The following is a 25,733-nucleotide window of genomic DNA, read 5'->3' as shown; positions in this document are numbered from 1 at the left end:
GGATAAGCTCACGCCAGCGCGTATTCTCCGGCAACTCATTAATCCAATGTCTGAATTCAAAACTGATCTCTGTTGAATCCTCTTCCAACAAGACGGCACGCTCAAGCTGCTCAAAGTGGCGCCCTAATTGCCAGAAGCAAGTCACTGTCGGATTTTCTTGTTTCATCGCAGCGTTACACGCGTGTAGCTGCAAGGTCGCTGCTCGATACGTGCCAGCACTTGATAAACGCTTGATTAAGTTATATAACTCAGCGGTATCTTTACCAATGACACCTTTGGCCTCTTGGACATTGTCCTCAATAGATTGCACGATATTGGGTATGATGTTTTGTTCCAAATCAGCCATCATTTGTGCTTTCATGGTGGTCAGTGACACTTCACCATCAACGGCAAACCCTAAATGACTAATTAGATGCCTAATCTGTGATTTTTTGAGATCGCCTTTGATGAGTTGTTTCATAACATCGTCGTAGTAATACAGACGCTCACTATATCGGCCTAGCCATATCAAGTGGCTGGCGGTAGAGAGTAGCAGTATCATGGGCGCATCATCTAAACTCTCGTAACCTGTTTCTAAGGGCTGGACTCGATCATAGTAGTTCGCATGCCCTAAAGCATTGACACCTACTGATGATAAAGGCGAGCACTTGTCGGTTTGCTGGTTGTCTAAATCACTGTCATCAATAATCCAAGTATCTTTGATACCACCGCCTTGTGATGAATTGACGACCAAAGAGCCTTCAACCATGGCCACTCGTGTCAGACCACCAGGTACAATATCTACTGTGCCATCACCATGACTGAGGATAAAGGGACGCAAGTCAATATGACGCGGTGCGATACCGTCGCTTACGGCAGTGGGATTGGTAGATAATGAGATAGTCGGTTGAGCAATAAAACCGGCTGGGTTTTCAAGCAAGCGCAGGCGATATTCTTCGATTTCTTTTTTGGTCGACGTTGGACCAATGAGCATTCCGTAGCCGCCTGAGCCTTGCGTTTCTTTTACCACCAGCTTGTCTAGATTGTCGAGTACATATTTGAGATCGTCGGGCTTACGGCACTGGTATGTCTCGATATTAGGTAGGATGGGCTCTTCATTTAAGTAGAATTTGATCATATCTGGTACAAAAGGATATAAACTCTTATCATCGGCCACGCCTGTACCTGGAGCATTAACAATCACCACGTTGCCAGCGCGATAAGCACTCATTAGCCCTGATACACCCAATATGGAATCAGATTTGAAGGCTAACGGATCAATATAGGGATCATCAATGCGGCGGTAGATCACATCGACTTGTACCTTGCCGCGAATGCCTTGCATATAGACTTTGCTGTCCTCAACGACCAAATCATACCCATGGACGAGTGGTACATTCATCTCATGCGCTAAGAAAGCATGCTCATAATAGGCACTATTAAAGCGACCTGGCGTTAAAATGACGACTTGTGGATCATATTTGGATGTTGAGCTGGCAAGACAGGCTTTGAGACGGCTAGGGTAATCACTAATACCCATAATAGGCGTTTCAGTAAATATATCAGCTAATAGTGTCTCTGATATATTGCGACTCTCAAGCATATATGAGACGCCTGATGGGGTACGCAGGTTATCCTCTAACACACAAAACTTACCTGTCTCGTCTCGAATCAAATCAATACCGCTGATGTGCGAATAGATAGGCTTGTCGAGCTCAATGCCCATCATCCATGGCTCATAGCAGCCACTGGCATAGACGTAGCTGGCAGGGACAATATCTGCCTTCATGATGGCTTGGTCATGGTAGATATCATGTAAGAATGCATTGAGAGCCGTGATACGCTGTTTACAGCCTGCTTCTATTTGTTTCCATTCGCTCGCGGCAATAATGCGTGGAATGATATCAAACGGAATCATACGCTCGATGTTTTTGGCGTCGCTATAGACGGTAAAGGTGACCCCTTTACGATAAAAGATATTTTCTGCTTGTTCGTTTAAATAATTGAGGGCATCCATGTTGATGTTATCAAGCCAATGGCCAACAGCTTGTGCCACTGGGCGATACTTACCCTTACTTATCTGCAATTCATCGAAACTTTGTGGTTTTTGCTCAGATTTTTCTAAAGTGTCTTTTGTTAAGGTATCTTTGGCCATCGTTGAATCAGGACTTGTGGTATCGGTTCTGGTTGCTTTAATGGACTGACTCTGACTCTGATTTGCAGATTTTTCTTTGTCTGGGTTTCCATCCTTAGACTGACTTTGAGATGCTGTTTTATTCATAAATACCTCACGTATCCTTGGTAAAGTTATACTTTATGATGAATACACTGTCTATGCTAAGTAGAGTAGCACTGGTACTGCGCCCAACAGGTAGTCTATAGGTAGTCTATCTCCTGTATGGACTATACAACGGTTACTGAGCAATATACAACAAGAGTTAAATAATAGATTTTTAAAAACTTGAACCTAATTATAATAAGTTTAACTCAATAGAAACAGGAGGAGAGAAGACGTGAAGCTACGTAGTAGGTTTTTAATGCTGGCAGGTATAGGGTTGTCAGCGACTATCAGTGTAACTGGCTGTGGTAGCAAACCACAACAAGATATCTTGCCCGCTGGTAGCACAGTGGTCGCACTTGGCGACTCATTAACCTATGGTTACGGCGCAAATCCTAAAACAGCGTATCCTACGGTGCTAGCAGAGCTAAGCAAATGGAACGTCGTTAATGCAGGCGTAAATGGTGACACTTCTGCAGATGTGCTTACTCGAGTGAATGAGATCACTGAGCAAAACCCAGATTTAGTCTTACTGGGTGTGGGTGGTAATGATGTATTGCAGCGGATTGCACCTGATACCACGCGGGCTAATATCATCGCGACTATAGATACCTTACAATCCAACAATATTGACGTTGTCCTAATCGCTGAGCCGTATCTCAGTACCAGTGCTTTGTTTGGCAAGGCAAGTGATAATCCACTGTATGAAGATATTGCGGAAGCTGAAGGCATACCTCTGTATTCTGATGGCTGGTCAACTGTACTGTCAGATGATGCATTGAAATCTGATAAAATTCATGCCAATGCGGCAGGCTATAGACAGTTCGCTGAAGGGTTGAATGATTATCTAAAAGACGAAGGGTGGGTGCATTAAACCGCAATTTAAACTACCGTTTTTAAATTTAAAAGTTTTTAAGTTTAAAGATTATGAGTAGGGCGTATGTCTGTAGTCAGTATATAAAGCAAAAAAAGCAGAGAGTTTATTGGCAAGGCTCTCTGCTTTTTAATTTTCATTTTTCTAATGACAAATAGTCGATAAATTTTATAGCCAGTTTTATAGTTTAGTCTTTTTCACTGTCACCCATAACTACTACCAAACCTTCATCGTCACCCATAACTACTACCAAACCTTCATCAGCGGCTATCTTACCTTCGCAGATATCTTTATAAACCTCCAGTAAACCTTTAACTCCATCAAGCTCTTGAATCTTTAACCACGCACTAGTTTTTGCGGTGCTATTCATGATGTAGTGTATAGAGCGTTTATTGAACTCTTCAGGGCCCCATTCTTTCATACGTTGCTGTACATGACTGGGCGCAAAAAACTGCTGGCTACGTTCTTGAATGATACCTTCGGCATGACGTGGCTCGTCCCAGTGCGTAAGGCCGACATTGCTGGTGTAGCGCATGTTATCGCCTAAGTGTCTGTGTAGACGGCTGAGCACGTCAGTATTGGCCGACATATCTACAATAACTGTCGGCTTAGTTGCATCAATCTGCTCAAGGGTGTCATAGCTAAGCACACTGTCATAAGCGTCAATTGACTGAACAAAATCTACATGACGGTTTGATGTGAGGCCGATAACGTGCGGCGCGTCTTTATCATCAGCGAGGCCATAGGCTAGGCCGATACTGGTTTTACTAGAGGCACTGATAATCAACACTTGCTCTGCACCAAACCAATCATTACCCTTCAATAGATCATGTAAGCAAAATGAGGTCAGGTGCAATACGAACAACAGCATACGCTGATCGTCATGAGCGCGGTCATAGCCTCGTTCATGATTGACGCGCTGGTATAAATTATAACCGGGTGGTAGCTCGGCACGATGGACACTACCATCAAGTAAACTGGTTTGGGTGACTCGCTTGGGTGTTATGATTAATTCATTGGCGGGCGGGAAGTAACCGAATAAGCGCTCACCAACAGGTAATGTATCACTATTTGATTCGATCACATCGCCAAATCCCCAGACTGGAATGATGCCCCATTTTTCAGGCTCGTCACCATTTGGCGGAAAAAACTGCCAATAGCGTAATTGGTCACCCATGACTGCATAAGTAATATTATTCGCAGTAAAAGCAAAGCGATCAACTTTGACACGTACTTCACCATCACCTAGGGTATGTACAGGCGTCTCTTGTAGGCGAGCTTGAGTTAGGTTTGCTTTATTGGTCTGAAATTCTTGCATGGTTATTTCCTTTTTTATTTTACTTTATGGTCATCAGGTTAAGCATTAGCAGTTTTGGCTTGACGTGCTGCCGTAATTTGCATGATTTCACCCATGAGTTTGGGCATGTTTGCAGCGGCTTTTGGTCCTGCTTCCTTTAGACGTTTAAGGATGGCTAACTCTTCAGGTGGCGTGTCTTCGCTGGCTCGTACCAATTTGGTAAAGCCATCTAATCGATTGTTAATCATCCATTCACGTAGCGCAGGCTCTTTTGACCAACGCATCTGATTCTGCATTTGTTTGACAAGGCCAACTAAAAAGTCCGTATCATGATTTGGGATTGGCACCACTTGGCACAACTCATTTTTGATGGTTTCATCATCATAACAGGCTTCAATGTGGGCGATAAATGCGGCACTAAATACAGGCTGATAGGTACGTACGGTTTGCACCACCACGGTATCACCTTTGAATACATCGTAAGTCTCTGTCACTGGTACTGCCCGTGCAGAGCAGTCGATATGCATGGTGTTGGGCGTGGTAGAAATGCTGTCCTCACCAAAATAAATCTTGTCAGTATCTAAGCGAGTCACGCGCCCTTTACGTACAATGTTTTTAACACGGCGTAACTGCTTGAGCTCATCACTACTAATGGTGGCACCATGGAACATTTGAGGGCGCACATTTGGATCAAGACGCATTAATACGCCACCTTTTTCTAAACGATCAAACAGGTCTTCGAGGTTTTCAGCATCAGCAATCGCTTCTGCCTGAGTGGCTTGTGCACCCATGGTATGAACGAAAAAATCACGAGAGGGTTGGGTGTTTTTACGATCGATCAGCCAAGCCTCTCTTGGCATAATCCACGTGATATTGTCTGGGTCAATTTGATTCTCTAGTAGCCATAAAACCGCATCTATACCTGTTTTTCCGCCACCAATGATAACGTAACCATCACGGGGTTTGGTTAGACTCGGCAAATCATTTAACGGGCCAAACTTAATACCTTCAGCAATCTCAAAGTTTGGGGTATGGGTTGCTGGTACTGAAGTTTTAAAATAAGTACCATCAATGATTTTCTTATTGACCTCAACCTCATAGCTGGTATCAGACAGTAATGATGAAAACTTACCGTCGCATTTGTAGTCACACATCGGGAAGTATTTCACGCGGCCACTTGGTAAAAACGTGTGCTTCATGACTTTATCAAAGTACGCCATGACTTCTGCGCCTGACGCCAGCTCGGACAAGCCTTTATTTAAACCAATTTTATCAATCATACCGCCGCAAAGCTCACGTGAGCTAACGCCATAAAAAGACGACGGCTGATGTAAGGTGACAAACGAATAGGCATCGTTCCAATGACCGCCTGGCTTATGATGTTTATCGACGATAATAATATTAGCATCTGTTTCTGTGAGCAGCACATCGGCAAAAGCCATGCCCACCGCGCCACTACCAATGATTAGATAATCCGTTTCTAGCTGTTGAATACTCATAGTGTCCTTACTCTAAGTTGAGTTTTCATCAACACAATCAATTCATAATTGTTTGTGCATAACAGTGTTATATACTAGAATAACACTGTTATAATTGTCAAGACATAGTGAGAATCTAATGGATGCCAGAACCAAAATACTAAACGCTGCATCTGAGCTTTTCTTAGAAGGGGGTGGGGACGCCTTGAGTGTACGCGCCATATCCAAGCGGGCAGGACTGTCCACCATCGGTATATACAGTCACTTCCAAGGTAAGCAAGGCATACTAGATGCGCTGTACATAGAAGGGTTTAATCTCGTCCGTGAAGCAATGGATGTCATTCCAGAGGGTAGAGCAAACAAAGAGCAAGTGCTAGAGGCGTGCCTAGGGTATCTCAATGTAGGCGAGAAATATGAAGCACACTATCGTCTGATTTTTGGGGAGTCTGATGCAGGATATCAGCCCTCAATCGAGGCCATTGCAGCAAGAGATAGCGCGTTTTCGAAGTTGGTTCGGGTCGCAGGTTCTTATTTATCAGAAGATGCTAGCATGACGGAACGTCGGCAAATAGCGTTAGATATCTGGGCCATCGTGCATGGTTACGTCAGTATCAGTCACCATGTTGTGTTCGCCGATGAACTGGAGCTAGATTGGAAGACGATGGCACTTCGTGTGGTTGGAGTACAGTTGGATGCCATAAAGTCTTCTTAATAACGATATTGGTATATTTGTGGCAAGTGAGTGCATGCTAGGCTGAGTTATTTCAATGTCGTAAGGTTTAAGGATAGAAAATTATGTTTGGTATCATAAAAGACTGGCGTGAACAGCGTATATTAGACAATAGCGAGTTTACCCATGCCGATTGGATGCAAGCGGCTGAGCGTATCGTGATACTCGACAGATTGAGTGTTGACGAGATGACGCATTTATTTGAGCTCGCGACATTGTTTTTGGCTAATAAGTCCATCACAGGCGCACAAGGTTTTGAGATTACCGATGCTGTCAGACAGTCTATCGCACTGCAAGCGTGTTTGCCGATCTTGAACTTAGGCCTTGATTGGTATGCTGGTTGGTTATCCATCATTATTTATATGGGCTCGTACAAAAGCAACAGCACCACGGTGGATGAGTTTGGTATCGTCCATGAAGGCACTCAGCACCGTAGCGGAGAAGCATGGCTGCGAGGGCCTGTTATTCTTTCATGGAAAGATGCCAAGCACTCAGGCGAACGTGACGGACACAACGTTGTCATTCATGAATTTGTACATAAGCTCGATATGATGAACGGCCGCGCCAATGGTTTTCCACCGATGCAACCTGATATGGATCCTGCAAACTGGACTCAGATTATGAGTCGCGATTTTGAAGATTTTCAAACACATCGCAAGTCAGGGCTTGATCGTTATGGAGCAACCAATCCTGCTGAGTTTTTTTCGGTACTCAGTGAAGTGTTTTTTGAAACGCCGCAAAAGCTGGTCGATGCTTATCCTGACGTTTATCAGATTATGGTGAAATTCTTTCGTCAGACGCCGTTATGAGTGATATTTATAGAGATGGTGACAGTAAACTGTATTCAAGACAGCATAAGCATATTGGAATTGGGGAAGCTGAGGTGGTTAACACTATAAGTGATGATGTGGCAAAAGTAGAAATCTATGAAAGTGCTGATGGAAAGGCGCAAGTAGATGTACGTTTCGAGCAGTAGACTGTCTGGCTGTCACAAGCATAAATGACCGAGTTGTTTGGTCGTGATCAATCAGTCATTTCTCGTCATATCGCCAATGCCATAAAAGATGAAAAAATCGCTGAATTTGCAATATGCAAAAAATGCATATTGCAAATTCAAACCGTCGAGTGACTTTTTACGACTTAGACGTGGTTATATCAGTAGGCTATCGCATCAAATCTCATCAAGGTGTGCAATTTAGAGCGTTGGGCAACGCAGCGACTACTTAGTACAAGGCTATACGCTCAATCAACAGCGCTTCTATAAAAACTCAAGCGAGCTACAACAAGCGCTAAAATTAATCAAAAAAATTGCCCAAAGCACCGAGCTTAAAACTGACGAAGATTGTCATTAAAAACTATACTAAAAACCATGTAGCACAAGCTGCTATATATATTTAATTGAATATATATAGCATTTATAACCAGATAGAGTAGGCTGCCAATTTAAACAAGCCTTATAGAAGTTGTCGGGCAATATTTCTATACGCTCTAAGTCGTCCATTGGTCATTGATAATCGCCACCAGATACCGCTTGCCTTGATACTCATCAAATACCAAACGCAGTATTCGCCAGTCCATACCATCATACTCATCCGTGCCTTTATAATAAAATTCTACAACATCTGATGTTTGGTATATCTGTTTTAAGTTATTGATAGAATTGCCATTATTTTTGAGTTCATTGACATTGACACTAGCGTTATTGAAATTTTTGCCACCCACCCAAGTATCCAGATAAGCAGGCAACGGCGTTACCAATAGGTCGCCAGTACCGTCTTTTTTGCCCCAAGTAAATTGAATGTTAGACTGCTGTAAATACTGTGCAAATTGCCCGCGGCTAAAGACTTTATCTGACTCAGGCCGTACATAAGCGTACATCGAAAAACGAACGCCACGTGTTGGATGGATGTCATTAGTGATTCTAGAAAAGTCCTTATTTGCCAGTGCGCGCTGTATACGTAACGCTTGCTGTCTAAGGGTTTGCTGACTGATATCAGCATTACTAGGTGTTGATGAGCTACTGGTTGGCTGAGATACAATGGCTTCGCTGGACTCAGAAGCAGACTGACAACCCGTCGCAGCTAGCGTGAATAGCAAAAAACTACTAAAGGCTAATGTCGCAGATTTTTCCTTAAAAAAAGCAGGTAATGTCATCATAAAATCATCCTTAGCACAGTTATTAGCGAAAGAAACATCACTATAAATTGTCATGGGAACTGGTAAAAAATACCATAAAAGCGCTATGTAATCGATATTTTGGTAAGTAAACCTGAATGATACGATAATACAGCAGAGTCCGAATATAGGTATGATGTAATAGTCGGTAACACTTATAGGACAAAAGCTCGCAGAGAATAAAATGCCAACATATAAATCGCTGACATTACTATTGACCATAGGACTGATGCCTGTCGGTCACGCTATAGCGGATGTATCAAAAGTAGATCAGAAACAAAATGCCATGGCTAATATCAAGATTGCGACCATCACGAAAATGTACCAACAAGATATGGATGATCAAGGTATGAGTCATCCTGTAGTGTTGCAGCAATACGCAGATGCTGACTTGCAAGCAGCCATGCAACTTGAGCAAGAATATTTTGATAAAACTCAGACGTCCTGCAATATAGATTACGATGTACTTTGGAACTCGCAAGATCCTGACTATACGCAAGACAAAAAGTTTTCAATAACTGATCAAGGATTGGTTCAGGTTAGCTTGGCACAAGGTAGCGATGTTTATTATGAGTTGTCATGTGATGACAATAATAAAAATTGCCAAGTCGCAGACGTGGTTTTAGATCGGGATGGCAAAACTTTGCGTCAGCATTTGCTTGAAAATTGTCGTTAGTAAAAGTCTATAACTAATATCAAATCCGAGTTAAGGTATCAGAATGACATGGTATAAATGGTTTTTCGCCTAACTACTAAAACCGTTGGTTTGTTTTCGCATAATGTATATTATGTTAAATAAGGTCTATTAGGTCGTAGGTTTAAGCCTTACTAACTATAGAATCATGACGATCATACATTTCTGATACTGCTAGGTATAAACATCCTACCAAACTATTTAGCTCTCACCGACTAACTCTGTCCTGTTAATTCAACCGAATCTTTTGGATGATAGTTCACGCTTGATCAGTTTTACTTCTAAACATCTCTGACAGGTATATTATTGCATCGGTCACCTAACGATTTATTAGGCGTTGAAATTTGCATGCTCTATATGATTAGCCATTAATATTCTATGCTTCGCTAAAATACTAATGGCTACGTCCAAATACGTTATTAGCTTTTTATTTGATATGATCATGGCTATTCGTCTGCGATAGTTTATTTATTATCTGTATCTGTATCTGTATCTGTATCTGTTGACTAAGTCTTCAATATAGATATGCTAATCGCCTATTTTTGATAACCATCGTTTGTGTGGCTAGATATCAACTAATATTACCAACCTATATCTAATTGCAAAAAATCAGCCAGACTTTATAACTCCTTCGAATATTTCTAATCTTATCTAGCCTTCAATCACTATGCCAAGTCACCACGTATAACATTTCAAATTTAAATCATAGACAGACTGTTAAATCATTAGAACTGACTCTATTCTCTTTTGCGTAGCGATAAATCTTATCTACCCACAAACAGTAGCCCTCTATTTATTGTTACCAAGCTATTTTTAAGATGAATGAGCTATCTATTGATATTTTTTAATATATTCAGCCTTTCGTTATATATTTTCTATAAACCCCTCAAAATTGGTGCATTCTAAATTTGCACAGAACAGTACTATGACCCTGATTTTTATATTCTGTGCGAGTACAGGAGCATGTGTTTTGTAGAGAATATGCTCAACTCCTTGCCGAATCAATCATGGAAACGATAATCGCATTTAACTATGTATCGAAATAACTGGTAGAAATGCCGTGTAACCCATTCAGCGTATGGCCTACTCACTATTTGGCCACTATGCTATAATTATCCCCAAGTGAACCTTGGGGATAATTTAATATTAAAAGTATTATTATATAAGGATTTACTAATAATAATAACGAATACCAGTGTCCATGACAGTGTCCATGACAGTGTCCAATAATTCTATAGTTTTCTACAGAAGAGACTTTTTATAAGTCATTAATCATAAACCTATCATTAACCTTAATTATCATATGACGGATGTACATTATGGCTATCGACACTGCAAACGATATCAATAAGCTTGAATGCCGAGACAAAGATTATTCTGTCAGTATCTCAGGTGTGGCTGGCCTAAGTCTGCGTATTTATCCAAATGGCAAAAAGGAATACTACTTACGTTATTCCCATCCGCATATCGAGGGCAAACGTCCTAGGATGATGTTGGGTAAGATTGAGGATGTCAGTTTCCATGAGGTTAAGTATAAAGCAGACACCATTCTTGATATGGTCGCAAAAGGCTCTGACCCTAAAGCTATTCAGCAAAAAGAGCAAACCAATAAATATACTCACCTAAAAAACGCACCATTTTATGACATTGCTCAAGCATGGCGAGAACACAAAACAGCAGGTCGCAATCAAAGTAAATCTAAAAAACCGTCATACAGTGAGTCAACCCTTAAGTTCTGGGATTTATGCCTAGGATATATGTGCCAAGAAATTGGTGATTTAAGAATGGACGATATCACCAGCGAGATGATACTAAGTGTGTGTGAGTCGATTCAAAACAATGAAAACCAAGCGACTTTCGTTGGTGCAAGCACTCGTCTGTATACTGAAAAGGTATTTTCATTCGCTGTTGCTCGAGGGTTGTGCGATAGAAATGTGGCAATTGATACCCGTGGTGAGCTTGCACCTGCCAATTCAGGCAATCACTTGCCTGCCATCACCAAGCCAGACCAATTTGCGACTCTCTTAAAGGATATGTCGAATTTTAGAGGTGCAAGTAAGATTACATTAGAGGCGATGAACTTATTACCTTACGTGTTTGTACGTAGCATCGATCTGCGCTCAATGCGTTGGGGTGACATTGATTGGGACAACAATACATGGGCATTCTCCCCGACCAAAGGCGAAGGTCGTGACGATATGGTCTCGCACTTAGTTGTTCCTTTAGCCACACAAGTAATCGCGCGATTACGAAACATCCAATCAATTACTGGGCATAAGGAACATGTATTTGCGTCGATGCGCGGTTCAAGCAATGCCTATATCAGTAAGGCGACGTTGGTACAGATATTCCACCGACTTGGATATAAAGACGTGCAATGTGCGCATGGATTTCGAGCATCGGCTAAAACCTTGCTTATGGAACAGCCTGAGCTACGCTATTCTGACATCGTCACAGAACTACAGCTAGGTCATCGAATCAAAGACACACATGGCGGGGCTTACAACAGACTCGATGAAATCGATACTAGGGTACAGATGATGCAAGATTGGGCAGATTATATAGATAATCTTCGGAGTCGTTAGAGAGTTATTTTAGAGTCAAAAACCATATTTTTTTGCACTTATTTATGGCTCTTTGAAATGTATTTTACGGAAGTTCACAGGAGACATGCCAGTAAACTGCTTAAACTGTCGACTAAAGGCGCTATGATCACCGTATCCACAGTTTAAGGAGACTTGAGTTACTGTTAGCTTATGATTCGCTAATAGTCGAATGGCATGCTCTAAGCGCATTTTTTGTACAAACTGAATGGGTGACATATTGAGCACTGCTTTGAAGGTACGCTCCAATTGCGATTGACTAAGATTTGCCAATTTCGCCAATTGGCAAATCTTAATTTTTTGATCAAGATTGTCTCGTACGTATTGATCTACGCTTGCCAACCGAGCGTGCTTACGTAATATCCGCTCGTTATCTTCATCAATATCTACTGATATACCTACCATCGCTACAATATGATTTTCTACATCATAGACGGGGGTTTTTTGCGTGATACACCATCCTAGCTGTCCTGATGCATAACTATGTAGTTCTAACTTATCAATAATCTCCCTGCCTTCCCTTAACACTCTAAGATCCTGATTGAGATAATCCTTGCCCTGAGACTCCAGAAAGACTTGTTCTGTAGTCAGTCCTATTAGTGCTTTTTTGTTTTTAAGCCCGCTACGTCTAATGAGCGTTTTACTGACTAATCGATAGCATGCTTGATCATCTTTAACAAAAAACACCACATTTTTCATAATATCAAACAGAGGCATCAATAACGATATATTGCCAACAAACTCATCAAAATTGGCTGGTTGATAAGTCTGTAGGTGTTTTGACAGTTGTTTTGTAGGTGCTTCTAATACTAACGGCCGCATCGGTATATTCCCATATAGCATCTCAAGCTTGTTGTTGAGCTTTTCAGGTATTTTAGGGTACTACACCATATTTATACTCCTAAATATCTTTATAACCTGTGCAGAAATGCGCATTTATTCATATAAAAACATCAAGACTGCTTTTCTGAAAAACGTCATTCTATATTTACGCCTTGTTCATTTATGAATAACGCTAACAGTATATTAACTCACGGATGAATCAGGTAGGCAGTCATGTTTGATACGCTTTTCACTCTTAAGATTATTGATTCGCATACTGGCGGTGAACCTACTCGTATGGTGTATGCAGGATTTCCTGAGCTTAGTGGGCAATCTATTCAAGAAAAACTTCAAGACTTCAAACAGAATTTCGATCATTTACGTCAAAGTATTATCCTAGAACCTCGTGGTAATGACGTGCTTGTCGGAGCGCTTTTGTGCCCGCCTTCTGATCCTCGTGCCACGGCTGGCGTGATCTTCTTTAATAATCATGGCTATTTAGGTATGTGTGGCCATGGCACTATCGGCGTTATTGCATCTCTAGCTTATCGACAAAAGATAACCGCTGGTGATCACTATCTAGAAACAAGCGTAGGCCTAGTTAAAGCAACCTTGCATGATGATGGTAGTTGTAGCGTCCAGAATATCCCCTCTTATCGCTACCAAAAACAAGTAGAAGTTCAAGTACCCAATATCGGTCCTATCTATGGAGATATTGCTTGGGGTGGTAATTGGTTTTTCTTAGTCAACGATCATAAGCAAGCTATTGAAGCCAATAATGTTGAGGCGCTTACTCAATTTAGCATACAGATTAAGGAAGCACTTCATAAGTCTGGAATTATGGGTGCTAACAATGGCGAAATTGATCATATAGAACTGTTTGGCAAGAGCGATCTCACCGGCACTAACAGCAAAAACTTCGTATTATGCCCTGGATCTGCCTACGATCGCTCTCCTTGTGGTACTGGAACCAGTGCCAAATTGGCTTGCTTAGCCGCCGACAATGTACTCGCACCTGGTGAGACTTGGTATCAGCAAAGCATCATTGGCAGTGTCTTTAGTGCCAGCTATCAGCCTATTGATGTGCTTAGTAATCATAACCCTCTTCATAACCACCCTATCAATACTATTATCCCCACGATCCGAGGGTACGCCTACGTATGTGCAGAGACCTCTCTCATCGTTCAAGACAGCGATCCATTCAAATGGGGTATTTCTTTATAAATACCCGTTTGTATGGCTTCTAGAACGCAACCAATCACTGCTCAGTAAGGTCAGAAAAGCGAGAGTCTCATGGACACACAAGTGTTTGATATACATATTATCGGTGGTGGCATTATCGGGCTATGTGCTGCGGTTACCCTACAGTCTCGCGGGGTAAAAGTTGCGATTTTGGAAGCCGATAAAATCGGTCGCGGTGCAACTTATGGCAACGCAGGTCACATTGCCACTGAACAGGTTTTCCCTATCGCTGATGCCAGTATCTTACGACATGTTCCTGCCATGCTACTCAACCCTGAAGGACCTCTGCGTATAGATTGGCGCTACCTTCCACGCTTAGCACCATGGGCCTTCAAGTTATTACTTAATATGCGTACCGAACCATTTGCACGCAGTCACCAAGCGCTTTTGGCATTAAATGCACAGAGCCTTCAAGCTTGGCAAGATTTTACCAAAGAGTGGCAATTACATTCTTGGGTACAAATACAAGGATCTGTATTAACCGCAGAGACGCCCAACAGCCTAAAAGTGCTGACTGAACACGGCCAACGCTTAAACCGTTTAGGGGTTTCTAACAACCTACTCTCACAATCAGCACTGACAGATCTTGAGCCTGCGTTAAAAGACAATCAATTGGGTGCTTTGTTTTTTCCAGAGACAGGTCATATCACCAATATAGAAGCCATTACCCATAAATTAAGTACTATTTTTAGATCGCTTGGTGGTCAGATTTATGAAAATTGCCGTGTTCTGAGCGCGGAAGTAATAACTGATGGTATTCGTTTGACGACGACACAAAAGCAGCTTCATGCCAGCAAAATTATGCTCGCCGCAGGGGCGCATTCTAAAGCCTTAGCCAAACAGCTAACAGGCGTCTCAGTACCAATGGATACAGAGCGAGGCTATCACCTGATGCTTCCTAACGAAAGTCAGCGTCTTACCATCCCTATTTCTAGCATGGATCGCCGCTTTATTATGACACCAATGGAAAAAGGGCTGCGCTTGGCTGGCACTGTTGAGTATGCAGGGCTTGAGGCGCCAGCAAACATGAACCGTGCGAATATGCTGTTGAAACAAGCTCAAGCAATGCTAAAGATCCCACTAGATAGTGACAGCAATACGCAATGGATGGGGTTTAGACCTTCTACAGCAGACTCACTACCTGTCATAGATAGACGTAATTCAGTCTTTTTAAACTTTGGTCATCAGCATCTAGGTCTGACCCAAGCTGTCGTAAGCGCACAGATGATCGCGGCTTTGTATTTTGGCGATACTGCCATGGTAGATCCTACTGCCTATCGTCTAAACCGCTTCAAACGTAAATCTTTTAAATAATAATCGAACATTTTATCTCTATGACAACTCATAGAACCAACAACGTCGCTAATAGCTCATGGCTTACTAACGGCTTTTACTTCCAAATAAGGATATTTATATGAACATTCATGGCGTTTTAGTCCCTATCGTTACTCCTTTCGATGTTAATGGAGATATCGATACTCAAAAGTTAACCGAACTGGTCAATGTATTCGTAGAAAAAGGCGTTACCGGAATCGTAGCTTGCGGTACAACGGGTGAATACTACACGTTCTCGCCTGCAGAGCGTGAACTGGTTTTGACCACTATCGCTGACGCTGCCAAAGGCAAAGTCACTCTAATTGCAGGTATCAACAGTTTATCGACCAATCATTCTATCGAACTTGCTCACCAAGCCAAAAACTTGGGCTACGACGGCTTAATGTTATCAGCCAATCCGTATAGCCTACCAGACCAAGACGGTATTATTGCGCATTTTGAAACCGTCGCTGATGCCACTGACTTACCTATCATTATGTACAATTTTCCAGCACGCGTCGGTGTAAGCATTGAGTTTGAAACCGTCGCGCATTTATCCAAACATCCCAATATTGTAGGTGTCAAAGAAAGCAGCGGCGATTTTAGCCATGCATTACGTATGCTACAGGCTGATTTTGAAAACTTTGAAGTGGTTTGTGGTTGTGACGACCAACCAGTAGATTTCTTCTTTTGGGGTGCTAAGAGCTGGATCGCTGGTGCGGCTAACGTATTTCCAGCAGAACAAGTCGCATTGTTTGAAGCCACACAAAAAGGCGATTGGAACCGTGCTAAAGAACTAATGACAGCCATGTATCCTGCTATCCACTCTATGGAGTCTGGAAACTATAACCAAAAAGCCAAAGCAGGCTGCATTAACGGGAGCATCAATATTGGGTCAGTACGACTACCTTTGACTGATATGTCAAAAGAAGAGACTCAGTCATTTTTAGCACTTCTGTCTTGATACATCGCACCATTCTTATCATTCCTACCATTGTATAGAAAAGGACAATCTAATGAGTATGACCACAGCACAAGTCTTCGAACTCGCCAGCAACCAACAGCTTTGGGCAGGCCATTTAATAGATACCACAGCACCAGTACCTGAGACAACACTCCCTAACTACAGCCCTATTGATAATACCTGCATAGGTAGCATTGCTAATGGAAGTCGGCAAGATGTTAATACGGCGGTCGCGGCAGCCCGAGACGCTTTTGAACATGGCGAGTGGCGACGGATGTCTCCTGCAGAGCGCAAAGCTATCATGCAGCGCTGGTGTCAATTGATGCATGAGCATATGGATGAGTTAGCTGCCCTAGATTGCGTCGATGCAGGCAAGCCTATTACAGAATGTCTCAACACTGACCTACCCGCTACGATTGAAACCTTTGAATGGTACGCCGAAACGGCTGATAAAGTTTTTGGCAAGGTTGCTCCTACTGGTGCTGATGCACTAGGCCTTGTAGTACAAGAGCCTATTGGTGTAGTGGGTGCAGTACTACCATGGAATTTCCCAGCACAAATGTATGCATGGAAAGTTGCACCCGCATTAATAACTGGCAACTCAGTCATTGTTAAACCGGCTGAATTAACCTCGCTCTCAGCATATCGATTAACACAATTGGCGTACGAGGCTGGCGTGCCAAAGGCGGCGTTGCAGTTAGTCTGTGGGCTTGGGGAAGAAGTAGGTGCGGCACTCGGTCAGCATATGGATGTTGATATGGTTTCTTTTACAGGATCAACCGAAGTCGGTCGACTGTTTCTACAGTACTCTGCACAAAGCAACCTCAAGGAAGTCGTCTTAGAGTGTGGTGGCAAAAGCCCTCAAATCGTCTTTGCAGATGCCATTATCAACGAACAAACCATCGAGCATATTTTATCCTCTGCCTTTTGGAATATGAGCGAAAACTGTAGCTGTGGTTCACGTCTACTTGTCCACTCTAGCCAAAAAGAAGCCTTGTTAACGCTATTAAAAGAAGGTCTTCAGTCTTGGAAGGTTGGTCATCCTCACAATCCCGAGGTCGCTATTGGCCCAATGATCGAAAAAGCGCATTTTGAGAAAGTAATATCACATCTCAATACTGCAAAAACGGAGGGTGCTCGTTTGATCGCAGGTGGACGTATCCACGATGAACTCGGTAGTGGCTGGTATATCGAGCCTACCATCTTTGATAATGTCAGCCCGGATATGACGCTGTTTAAAGAAGAAGTTTTTGGTCCACTTTTAGCTGTCACAAGTTTTGAAACCGAAGAAGAAGCTATTCAGCTCGCCAATCAGAGTAATTATGGGCTTGCCGCTTCCTTTTATACACAAAATATCCATCGCGCATTCCGCGTGGCATCCGCTATTAAAGCTGGTACCGTCTCGATTAATGGTTTTTCTGAGGGCGATATTACGACACCTTTTGGTGGTTATAAACAATCTGGCTTCGGCGGTCGTGACAATGGCTTAGAGGCGTTGTCCCAGTATACCCAAACCAAAACTATCTGGTTGGTGAACTAAAAACTGACATTGTCCGCTATCCACGCCCAAGTCAGCATAACCAAAAACATTACAAGGAAGTAAAGTTATGGAAAATATCATCAATACTATCGTCGGGTATATTTGGAGTGACGCCCTGGTCTATCTTGCGTTAGGCGTCGGCATATATTTTACGATTATGACTCGCGCCGTACAAATCCGTTATTTCAAAGAAATGATTAGTCTGTTGTTCGACAAACAAAGCTCATCAGCAGGGATTAGTTCCTTCCAAGCTTTCTGTATGGCGCTATCAGGACGTATTGGTGTGGGTAATATCGCTGGGGTGGCAACAGCCATCGCAGCAGGTGGCCCTGGGGCGGTATTTTGGATGATTTTCATGGGTGTGTTAGGTGGTGCTAGCGCTTTTATTGAGTCTACCTTAGCGCAGGTATACAAACATAAGGTCGGTGATCAATATCGTGGCGGCTCCCCTTTTTATATTGAAAGAGGATTAAAGCTAAAACCTTTTGCTATCATCGTCGCTATCGTGACCTGTCTATCTTACGGCGTGTTAGTGCCTGGTGTTCAGGCCAATACCATTGCGGACTCTTTTAATACAGCATTTAATATACCGCCCGTTGTAACAGGAATTATCCTTGTCGTACTCTTAGGTATCATTATTTTTGGCGGTGTAAAGCGTATTGCTAATTTTGCAGGAAAAGTCGTACCTGTCATGGCAATCGGTTATATTCTTATGATGGTGATTGTATTGGCATTTAACGCTCAAAATATCCCTGCAATGTTTGCACTTATCTTTAAGAGCGCTTTTGGTATTGATGCAGTGTTTGGTGGTATGGTTGGGACCGCAATCTCTTGGGGCGTACGCCGTGCTGTTTTCTCAAACGTTGCGGGTGCTGGCGAGGCGACCTTTAGCTCAGCGGCAGCCGAAGTATCACATCCTGCTAAACAAGGCTTAGTGCAAAGCTTCTCTATCTACATCGATACGGTGCTTGTCTGTACTGCAACAGCGCTAATGATCCTATCAACTGGCATGTATAACGTGGTGACCCCTGAAGGTGTAACCCTAGTTGATAATATGCCTGGTGTTGAAGCTGGTACGGCATTTACCCAAGCGGCTGTCTCTACTGTCTTTAGCCAGTATGGAAGTGGCTTTGTTGCGATTGCTATCTTTTTATTCGCCTTCACCTGCTTGGTTGCTTATTACTATATTGCCGAAACTACGTTGGTCTATTTGGACAATAAACTGCGCTACCCCATTCTCAAACATGTACTCAAACTGGTATTTTTAATCGTTTGTTTCACTGGTAGTGTCCAGTCGATTGGTATGATGTGGGCGTTAGGTGATATAGGGTTTGGTAGTATGTGCTACTTAAATTTCATTGCCATTTTACTGCTAAGTAAAGTTGCTCTAAAAGTTCTAAAAGACTACGACGAGCAGATGAAATTAGGTATAAACCCTGTCTTTGACCCTAGAAAGGCTGGAGTAGATAATGCGGACTTTTGGATAGAATATAGCAATGAGCATGGTCATAAAAAATCGCTCTAATAATAGTGCATTAGAGGTCTGCCAGTATCTACTAGTAAAAAATTTGCTATCAACATCAAGCAGGCCTCACCTATTTATGTTAAATTGCAAAAAACCATAAGGATATTACGTATAAGATAACCATAGTATTGTATCCACTCATTTGATAGGAAGGTTGAAGATGAAACTAGATAACAACGTACTACGTAAACGCACCAGCTTGTTGGGTTCATTATTAGGTGATGCTATTTCTCGCCAATCTGGTGAGCAGACGCTAGATACGATTGAGACGCTACGCAAAGGCTTTATTCAACAGCGCCGTGAGCCGAATGAGGCACATAAACAGCAGCTTATCGATTTTATTGCTTCTTTGGACAATCAAACCTTAAAAAACGTCATACGCGGCTTTTCTATCTATTTTTTCCTAGCCAATCTAAGCGAAGAGAATTACTTGCGTGAGCAGCGTCATGCGCAGCGTATGCAGTCTGAGCAAAGCTGGGAAGGATCATTTCGTCGTACCTTACTTGAGTGTCGTGAGCGCAATATCGAGCCTGCTCAAATGCAAGAGCTGATTGATCAGCTAAAGTTTACACCTGTATTTACGGCGCATCCTACCGAAGCGCGTCGCCGTACAACGATGAATATCTTACAAAGTCTATTCACGCATAGCGACGCTTTAAACAACGTGTCTGAAAACAGCTTCGCCTACGAGCAAGCTAAAGAACAAACGGCGCAAACGATTGATCTATTATGGTCGTCTGACGAAGTGCGCACCCGTAAGCCGTTGGTATATGATGAGATTAACAATGGCTTGCATTACTTTAATGCCAGTTTGTTCAATGCCATTCCTAAAGTGTATCGTAATATCAAAAAAGCCATTGTCGATATCTATCCAGAGCTTACAGACTATCCACTGCCTGCATTTATGAGCTTTGGTTCATGGATTGGTGGTGATAGAGATGGCAATCCTTTTGTGACTTTTGAGACCACAGAACTTGCCGTATTGATGCATGCGGATACCGTGCTGCGTCACTATCAAGTGCTACTCAAAAAACTGCGCAGACAGCTGATTCATAGTGACACTATTGTCACCGTTTCACCTGACGTATATGCCAAAATCAAAAGTTATGATGAGCTCGATCAACGTGTGTTTGACTATAACCTCGATGACTATGGCAATGAGCCATATCGTCGCCTACTCTCTATCATTCTGACTAAAGTCAAAGCCACCAATCGCCGCATCCAAAGCAAAGGCACGGACATCGAAGCTGAAAAGGACGCCTATGCCAATCCAGAAGAATTACTAGAAGACCTGCGCATTATCCGTCAAAGTGTCAATACACACGATACGGCACACAGCGATGGATTACTACTAGATGTCATTCGTTTGGTCAAAACTTGCGGCTTTCATTTGGCAGCGCTCGATATCCGTCAAGAGTCGTCATACCATGGCGAAGTGATTGCCGATATCTTTGCTAGTGCCTCCAACCTGCCTGATTATCAGACGCTAAGCGAAACCGAACGTCAAGAGTGGTTGACGCGCTTGCTAGAAAAACCAGGCACGCCGCTTATCTATACTGATAACCTGACAGACAAAACGCGTGAGCAATTATCACTGATGAATTCGGTCGCTACTCTACGCAAATTGGTGGGACAGGCTACTTTTGGTAGCTATGTTATCTCGATGACCAATAATGCTAGCCAGCTACTAGAAGTATTGCTGCTCATGCGGTTTGCAGGCTTATGCAGAATTGATGACGAAGGTCAGTTGTCTGCTGACCTACCTGTCGCACCGTTGTTCGAAACCATCGAAGATCTCAAAAATATTGATAAAATCTTGCCTGCCGTGTTAGATAATCCACTGTATCGCGGATTGCTACAAAATACCGATAACACACAAGAGATCATGCTAGGTTATTCAGATTCATCAAAAGATGGCGGCATTATTACCTCGGCATGGCAGCTTTATAGCGCACAGCAAACCATCAATAACATTGCTGAGCAATATGGTATCAAAACACGATTGTTCCATGGTCGCGGTGGTTCTGTAAGCCGTGGTGGCGGGTCAACGCATAAAGCCATTGCTGCACAGCCAGCTGGCACGCTACATGGTCAGGTTAAAGTGACCGAGCAAGGTGAAGTGCTCTATGCCAAATACGCCAATACGGATACCGCTGTATTTGAGCTCACTATGGGCATCACGGGTACACTCAAGGCCTGCTCATCAAGGTTTGTGGTGCAACCTGCTGAGCTGCCAGATTATGAAGCGCTGTTTGCACGCTTAGCAAATGAGGGTGAGCAACGTTATCGCGAGCTGACCGATCATACCGAAGGGTTTTATAAATTCTACTCCGAGGTCACCCCAGTACAAGAAATCTCGTTATTAAACATTGGCTCACGTCCTGCCCATCGCAAAAAAGGCCTGCCAAGTAAGACCACCTTGCGAGCGATTCCTTGGGTATTTGGCTGGTCACTGGCACGCTTTACCTTACCTGCTTGGTATGGCGTCGGTAGTGCGCTAGATAGTGTCAAAAAAGACGAAGCATTGATGAAAGAGATGAATCAGCATTGGCCTTTCTTTAGCGTATTTATCAGTAATATCGAGATGGCCTTTACCAAAGCCAATATGAATATCGCTGAGGCTTATAGCCAACTGTGTGATGATGAGCCGTTACGCGAAAAAATCATGACATCGGTCACCGATGAATACGCGCTGACCAATTCAGGATTAAACTCTCTGCTTGAGCAAGACTCTTTATTGTCCAATCAGCAGAATCTTGCTTCATCCCTGCAGTGGCGAGACGCTTATCTAGATCCTATTAACTATATCCAGATTGAGCTGTTGAAACGTGCTAGACAACAGGACACCCCGAACGATTTGGCACATGGCGACCTTAATGTAGAAGATCCATTAATCCGTAGTATCAATGCGCTAGCTGCAGGGTTACGAAATACTGGTTAAGGTAGCTTTTCAATAATTAGCTTTCGGATAAACAGAACGCTTATATCAATTGTCGCTAAATATTAAGGCTTCGTTCGCGAAGCCTTAATATTATTCAAAACCCTTCAAAAAATATCTCACCAGATATCAATCGCAGTTTAGTACTGCGTTGATTGATATTGCCTATTAGGTGATTCGTAATTCATTGTTTGAATAACCGATCCGAACAAGATACCGTAAAATATATTTTTACTTCATGTATATGTAGGGTCTGCTCCAATGGAAACGCCTCAATCAACGCCATCTCTAGACATCGCCGTAGCAACTGACTATCAAATAGAATCCGTTGCGCTCATTGATCACGCCATTCAAATACGCTGGAATGATGGTATTGACAGCACCTACCACTATATCTGGCTGCGTGATAACTGCCCATCGGCTTTTCATCCGCACACTGGCGAGCGTAGCTTTGATTTGCTGAGTATCTCAAAAGATATCCATCCACTATCTGTTTCTTTTAATGATACAACGCTGACGATTGAATGGTCAGAACAAGCACATATCAGCCACTTTGAACAAAGCTGGTTACGTGAGTTTGGGTATTCTAGTGCATTGGCCAAGGATCATAGCAGTCCTTATGAAAGCTGGAATGGCACGTTTATTGACCACATTCCGATGTATGACCAACACAGCATCATGACCAGTGACAGCGTTTTATATGAGTGGATGAGTGCGCTGGATAAATATGGGCTTACCATTATTGATAATATGCCAGACGACGCTGACGCTGGCATACAAACAGCCATGCGAGTCGATTATTTACGGCAGACTAATTTTGGCATGACCTTTGATGTCATATCAGAGAAGTCGCCGATTAATTTAGCTTATACCTCGCTCTCATTACCGTTGCATACCGACTTGCCCAATCAGGAACTGCCTCCAGGCTATCAATTTTTGCATTTTTTGAGCAATGAAAGTATAGGCGGCGAATCTACTTTTGTGGATGGACTAAAGGTGTTAGAAGGGTTACGAGAAGAGCAGCCTGAGTATTTTCGTTTGCTTGCCAAATATGCTATCCCCTTTCGTTTTCATGACAGCGCCCATGATATCCGTGAGCACCACCCCATCATCAATCTAGACAACTTTGGCAATATTGTCGAAATTAAATACAACGCGCATCTTGCATATGTTTTTGATTTGCCAAGTGATGTTATGTACGACTACTACCTTGCTTATCGAGAGCTAATGGCCCGACTAAAAGACAGTCGCTATAAGATTGAGTTAAAACTAGCGGCTGGTCAAATGGTGGTTTTTGATAACCGCCGAGTCCTGCATGGGCGTAACGCATTTGATGAAAACGTTGGGGAGCGTCGTCTCAAAGGCTGTTATGTTGACCGCTCAGAATTTAAAAGCCGTTTACGAACGCTTAAAAAGCAATTGGCTTAAGCCGATTCATAAGCTAGCTAAAACATGGAGCACTAAGCCCACAAAAAAGCCCCATTCCTCTTCTCTTATGTTTAGAGAGGAGAAATGGGGCTTAATATTATTCACTTATTCACTTATTCACTTATTCACTTATAGCTATCAATATAATCTTATAGTGCTAATAGTAGCCCTAATAACTGGATTCACGATATAAGGTTTTATGTGCTTCTATTCTAAAGTCTTCAGCGCTGACAGCAGGCGTTATACCATGTGCACTGTATTTAGCTTGTATAATCTTTTCTTCCTCACGAAATAGCACATTTTGCGCTTCTTGCTTGAAATCATGATAGCTAATGGCGGTGTCATCTTCATGACCGTCAATAACTATAGATTTTCTAGGTTGATTTTGGCTATTCGAATGCTGTTGTACAGTCTGATTAGCATTAGCCTCTTTAGTAATGTTGCTGACTGTTAAACCGTTATTAGTCGTCGACGCTTGAGATAGCGTGGAAGAAATACGGTTAGACATATAAAAGGCAGATATTAGAACAATACAGATGACACTGATAATAGCAAGAACAAGACTACGGGGTCTGATGCTTTTTGGCTCGATATCATTATTCACGTTTTCTGAGTCGTTCATAGTTACGTACCATATAATTCATATCATCAATGGCACAGAACCATGCCTTTTACATAATGATACGAATTTGATATTGTGTTGCAACAATTTCTAGTACGAACGCCTCGAATAAATTGATAGACGGTTATCTAACTGTCTGAAATGGTATAAAACGTAAACCATTTAATCATTGGTTTCGCGGTACAAGGTAGTCTGCGACTCTTGTCTAAAATCTTCATAAGTTATAGCAGCTTCTTCAGTAGCTATAACTGCGGCATCATTCTCTGATGTAGGAGCTTCAGAAGTTGACACTGATTCACTAACAGCTGGCAGGTCCTGTCTATTGTTGTCCAAAGTATCTTGCTGAGTAGTGGCTGGTTGCGTACTTACAGGGTCAACGCCATCCGTAGTTGTTTGACTGTCAGTAGACAGTACTGGATCAGCACTAACAGCTGGTGTACTGTCTGTCTCTACATTACCGTCAGTGCTGTTGTCTATACTATCAACCACCGAAGTAGATAAGACTCCTGAAAAAACGAGTATTAATATAATAGCAATCAATACTACTGAACCAATTACCATAGCCATCATGATTGGTTTCTTGCTTTTGATCACTTTATTGTCTATGACTGGCTCTTCGATAGCTGATTCAGACACATCCTCAATTTCTAAAGGGATGTTTAAAGAATCATCATCTGATATCTCAGTTATGACAGATTCACTATGGTCAATCGTAGAGGGTGACTCTGTTTGATTACTACTATCTATATTGTTGCGATCTATATATTCTGGGGCCTCTGTATCTGAACTGACATCATTGACATCATTGACATCGATACTAATACTGTCGCTATCGTTAGCGATATTCAGCACATTATTTTCAGATATATTTTCAAATACTACATTTGTATCTGAAGCTTCAGAGGTAGTGTTTGCTGCTGTAGCATTTTCTGTTTCTAGCAATAACTCTTGCTCACTGCTTTGATCTTCAAACAGTTGCAACTCTTCTGTGCTCAAGGGTTCGAAAGCGGCAAGGTTCTTTGCACTTTCTAGTGTTTCAAACGCAGCCTGATCGTTCTCTTCAGAACCATGGACTCGATTGATAAAGCGTTCGTAGATGTCATTATTATTACGCTTACGCGATTTTTGGTCAATAATTCTAGCCAATTTTTCATCAAAATCGGTGCCAGCGTCTTTTTTTTCGTCGCTCATAGAATAATACCAAACCAGTTTTTCTACTGGTGTTAAATG

The 25,733-nt window shown here is 42.4% G+C and carries 19 protein-coding genes and 1 pseudogene; 13 read left to right on the top strand and 7 right to left on the bottom strand.

Features of this window, described 5'->3' with window-relative positions:
- Window positions 1-676 precede the first annotated feature (676 nt).
- Window positions 677-2,134 (bottom strand): annotated as a pseudogene (locus CXF61_RS14275) (circularly permuted type 2 ATP-grasp protein); the annotation flags it as partial.
- A 358-nt stretch (window positions 2,135-2,492) separates the two neighbouring features.
- Here CXF61_RS14275 and CXF61_RS09645 point away from each other — a divergent pair.
- Entirely contained in the window at window positions 2,493-3,131 is a 639-nt protein-coding gene (locus CXF61_RS09645; protein ID WP_227526654.1) for a GDSL-type esterase/lipase family protein, read from the top strand.
- Between the two features lie 187 nt (window positions 3,132-3,318).
- Here CXF61_RS09645 and CXF61_RS09640 read toward each other — a convergent pair whose 3' ends face one another.
- Window positions 3,319-4,449 carry a DUF2855 family protein gene (locus CXF61_RS09640; protein WP_165598052.1) on the bottom strand — a complete coding sequence of 377 codons (1,131 nt, stop codon included), beginning with the start codon at window positions 4,447-4,449 and terminating at the stop codon, window positions 3,319-3,321.
- Window positions 4,450-4,487: 38 nt separating this feature from the next.
- Window positions 4,488-5,927, bottom strand: coding sequence for an NAD(P)-binding protein (locus CXF61_RS09635; protein WP_165598051.1), 1,440 nt, complete (start codon window positions 5,925-5,927; stop codon window positions 4,488-4,490).
- A gap of 118 nt (window positions 5,928-6,045) precedes the next feature.
- Between CXF61_RS09635 and CXF61_RS09630 the strand changes: the two genes are divergently transcribed.
- From CXF61_RS09630 to rhuM, 3 genes are all read left to right on the top strand, one after another.
- Window positions 6,046-6,618, top strand: coding sequence for a TetR/AcrR family transcriptional regulator (locus CXF61_RS09630; RefSeq protein WP_165598050.1), 573 nt, complete (start codon window positions 6,046-6,048; stop codon window positions 6,616-6,618).
- An 83-nt stretch (window positions 6,619-6,701) separates the two neighbouring features.
- Entirely contained in the window at window positions 6,702-7,445 is a 744-nt protein-coding gene (locus CXF61_RS09625) for a M90 family metallopeptidase (protein ID WP_165598049.1), read from the top strand.
- A 280-nt stretch (window positions 7,446-7,725) separates the two neighbouring features.
- Complete coding sequence (gene rhuM / locus CXF61_RS14335; protein ID WP_413775336.1) at window positions 7,726-7,863, top strand: RhuM family protein; 138 nt, start codon at window positions 7,726-7,728, stop codon at window positions 7,861-7,863.
- A gap of 261 nt (window positions 7,864-8,124) precedes the next feature.
- Here rhuM and CXF61_RS09615 read toward each other — a convergent pair whose 3' ends face one another.
- Window positions 8,125-8,793 carry a hypothetical protein gene (locus CXF61_RS09615; RefSeq protein ID WP_165598048.1) on the bottom strand — a complete coding sequence of 223 codons (669 nt, stop codon included), beginning with the start codon at window positions 8,791-8,793 and terminating at the stop codon, window positions 8,125-8,127.
- 202 nt (window positions 8,794-8,995) lie between these two features.
- Here CXF61_RS09615 and CXF61_RS09610 point away from each other — a divergent pair, with 202 nt between their 5' ends.
- Both CXF61_RS09610 and CXF61_RS09605 read left to right on the top strand, forming a co-directional pair.
- Window positions 8,996-9,487 (top strand): hypothetical protein, encoded by a 492-nt coding sequence (locus CXF61_RS09610; RefSeq protein ID WP_227526653.1) that lies wholly within the window; start codon window positions 8,996-8,998, stop codon window positions 9,485-9,487.
- A gap of 1,337 nt (window positions 9,488-10,824) precedes the next feature.
- Window positions 10,825-12,090, top strand: coding sequence for a tyrosine-type recombinase/integrase (locus CXF61_RS09605; RefSeq protein ID WP_165598047.1), 1,266 nt, complete (start codon window positions 10,825-10,827; stop codon window positions 12,088-12,090).
- A 42-nt stretch (window positions 12,091-12,132) separates the two neighbouring features.
- On the opposite strand, the gene CXF61_RS09600 is transcribed toward CXF61_RS09605, so the two are convergent.
- A complete protein-coding gene (locus CXF61_RS09600; RefSeq protein WP_165598046.1) occupies window positions 12,133-12,930 on the bottom strand; it encodes a helix-turn-helix domain-containing protein in 798 nt (265 codons plus the stop codon).
- A gap of 234 nt (window positions 12,931-13,164) precedes the next feature.
- Here CXF61_RS09600 and CXF61_RS09595 point away from each other — a divergent pair, with 234 nt between their 5' ends.
- The 7 genes from CXF61_RS09595 to CXF61_RS09565 all read left to right on the top strand — a co-directional run bounded on the left by CXF61_RS09595 (window position 13,165) and on the right by CXF61_RS09565 (window position 23,881).
- The gene (locus CXF61_RS09595) at window positions 13,165-14,154 is read left to right on the top strand and encodes a proline racemase family protein (protein ID WP_165598045.1); all 990 of its coding nucleotides are present in this window, start codon (window positions 13,165-13,167) and stop codon (window positions 14,152-14,154) included.
- Window positions 14,155-14,223: 69 nt separating this feature from the next.
- The gene (locus CXF61_RS09590; RefSeq protein WP_160021742.1) at window positions 14,224-15,486 is read left to right on the top strand and encodes an NAD(P)/FAD-dependent oxidoreductase; all 1,263 of its coding nucleotides are present in this window, start codon (window positions 14,224-14,226) and stop codon (window positions 15,484-15,486) included.
- A gap of 100 nt (window positions 15,487-15,586) precedes the next feature.
- Complete coding sequence (gene dapA / locus CXF61_RS09585; protein ID WP_165598044.1) at window positions 15,587-16,450, top strand: 4-hydroxy-tetrahydrodipicolinate synthase; 864 nt, start codon at window positions 15,587-15,589, stop codon at window positions 16,448-16,450.
- A 52-nt stretch (window positions 16,451-16,502) separates the two neighbouring features.
- Window positions 16,503-17,990 (top strand): aldehyde dehydrogenase, encoded by a 1,488-nt coding sequence (locus CXF61_RS09580; RefSeq protein WP_165598043.1) that lies wholly within the window; start codon window positions 16,503-16,505, stop codon window positions 17,988-17,990.
- 67 nt (window positions 17,991-18,057) lie between these two features.
- Window positions 18,058-19,515, top strand: coding sequence for an alanine/glycine:cation symporter family protein (locus CXF61_RS09575; protein WP_165598042.1), 1,458 nt, complete (start codon window positions 18,058-18,060; stop codon window positions 19,513-19,515).
- Window positions 19,516-19,675: 160 nt separating this feature from the next.
- Entirely contained in the window at window positions 19,676-22,456 is a 2,781-nt protein-coding gene (ppc, locus tag CXF61_RS09570) for a phosphoenolpyruvate carboxylase (protein WP_165598041.1), read from the top strand.
- Window positions 22,457-22,714: 258 nt separating this feature from the next.
- Window positions 22,715-23,881, top strand: coding sequence for a TauD/TfdA family dioxygenase (locus tag CXF61_RS09565; protein WP_165598040.1), 1,167 nt, complete (start codon window positions 22,715-22,717; stop codon window positions 23,879-23,881).
- Between the two features lie 169 nt (window positions 23,882-24,050).
- Here CXF61_RS09565 and CXF61_RS09560 read toward each other — a convergent pair whose 3' ends face one another.
- Both CXF61_RS09560 and CXF61_RS09555 read right to left on the bottom strand, forming a co-directional pair.
- Entirely contained in the window at window positions 24,051-24,503 is a 453-nt protein-coding gene (locus CXF61_RS09560) for a hypothetical protein (RefSeq protein ID WP_165598039.1), read from the bottom strand.
- A 162-nt stretch (window positions 24,504-24,665) separates the two neighbouring features.
- Window positions 24,666-25,694 (bottom strand): hypothetical protein, encoded by a 1,029-nt coding sequence (locus CXF61_RS09555; RefSeq protein ID WP_165598038.1) that lies wholly within the window; start codon window positions 25,692-25,694, stop codon window positions 24,666-24,668.
- Between the last annotated feature and the right edge of the window lie 39 nt (window positions 25,695-25,733).

The sequence above is a fragment of the Psychrobacter sp. 4Dc genome (assembly GCF_002836715.1).
Classification (GTDB): domain Bacteria; phylum Pseudomonadota; class Gammaproteobacteria; order Pseudomonadales; family Moraxellaceae; genus Psychrobacter.
Note: the sequence above shows the minus strand (reverse complement) of the source record. Positions and strands in the feature narration are given on the sequence as shown.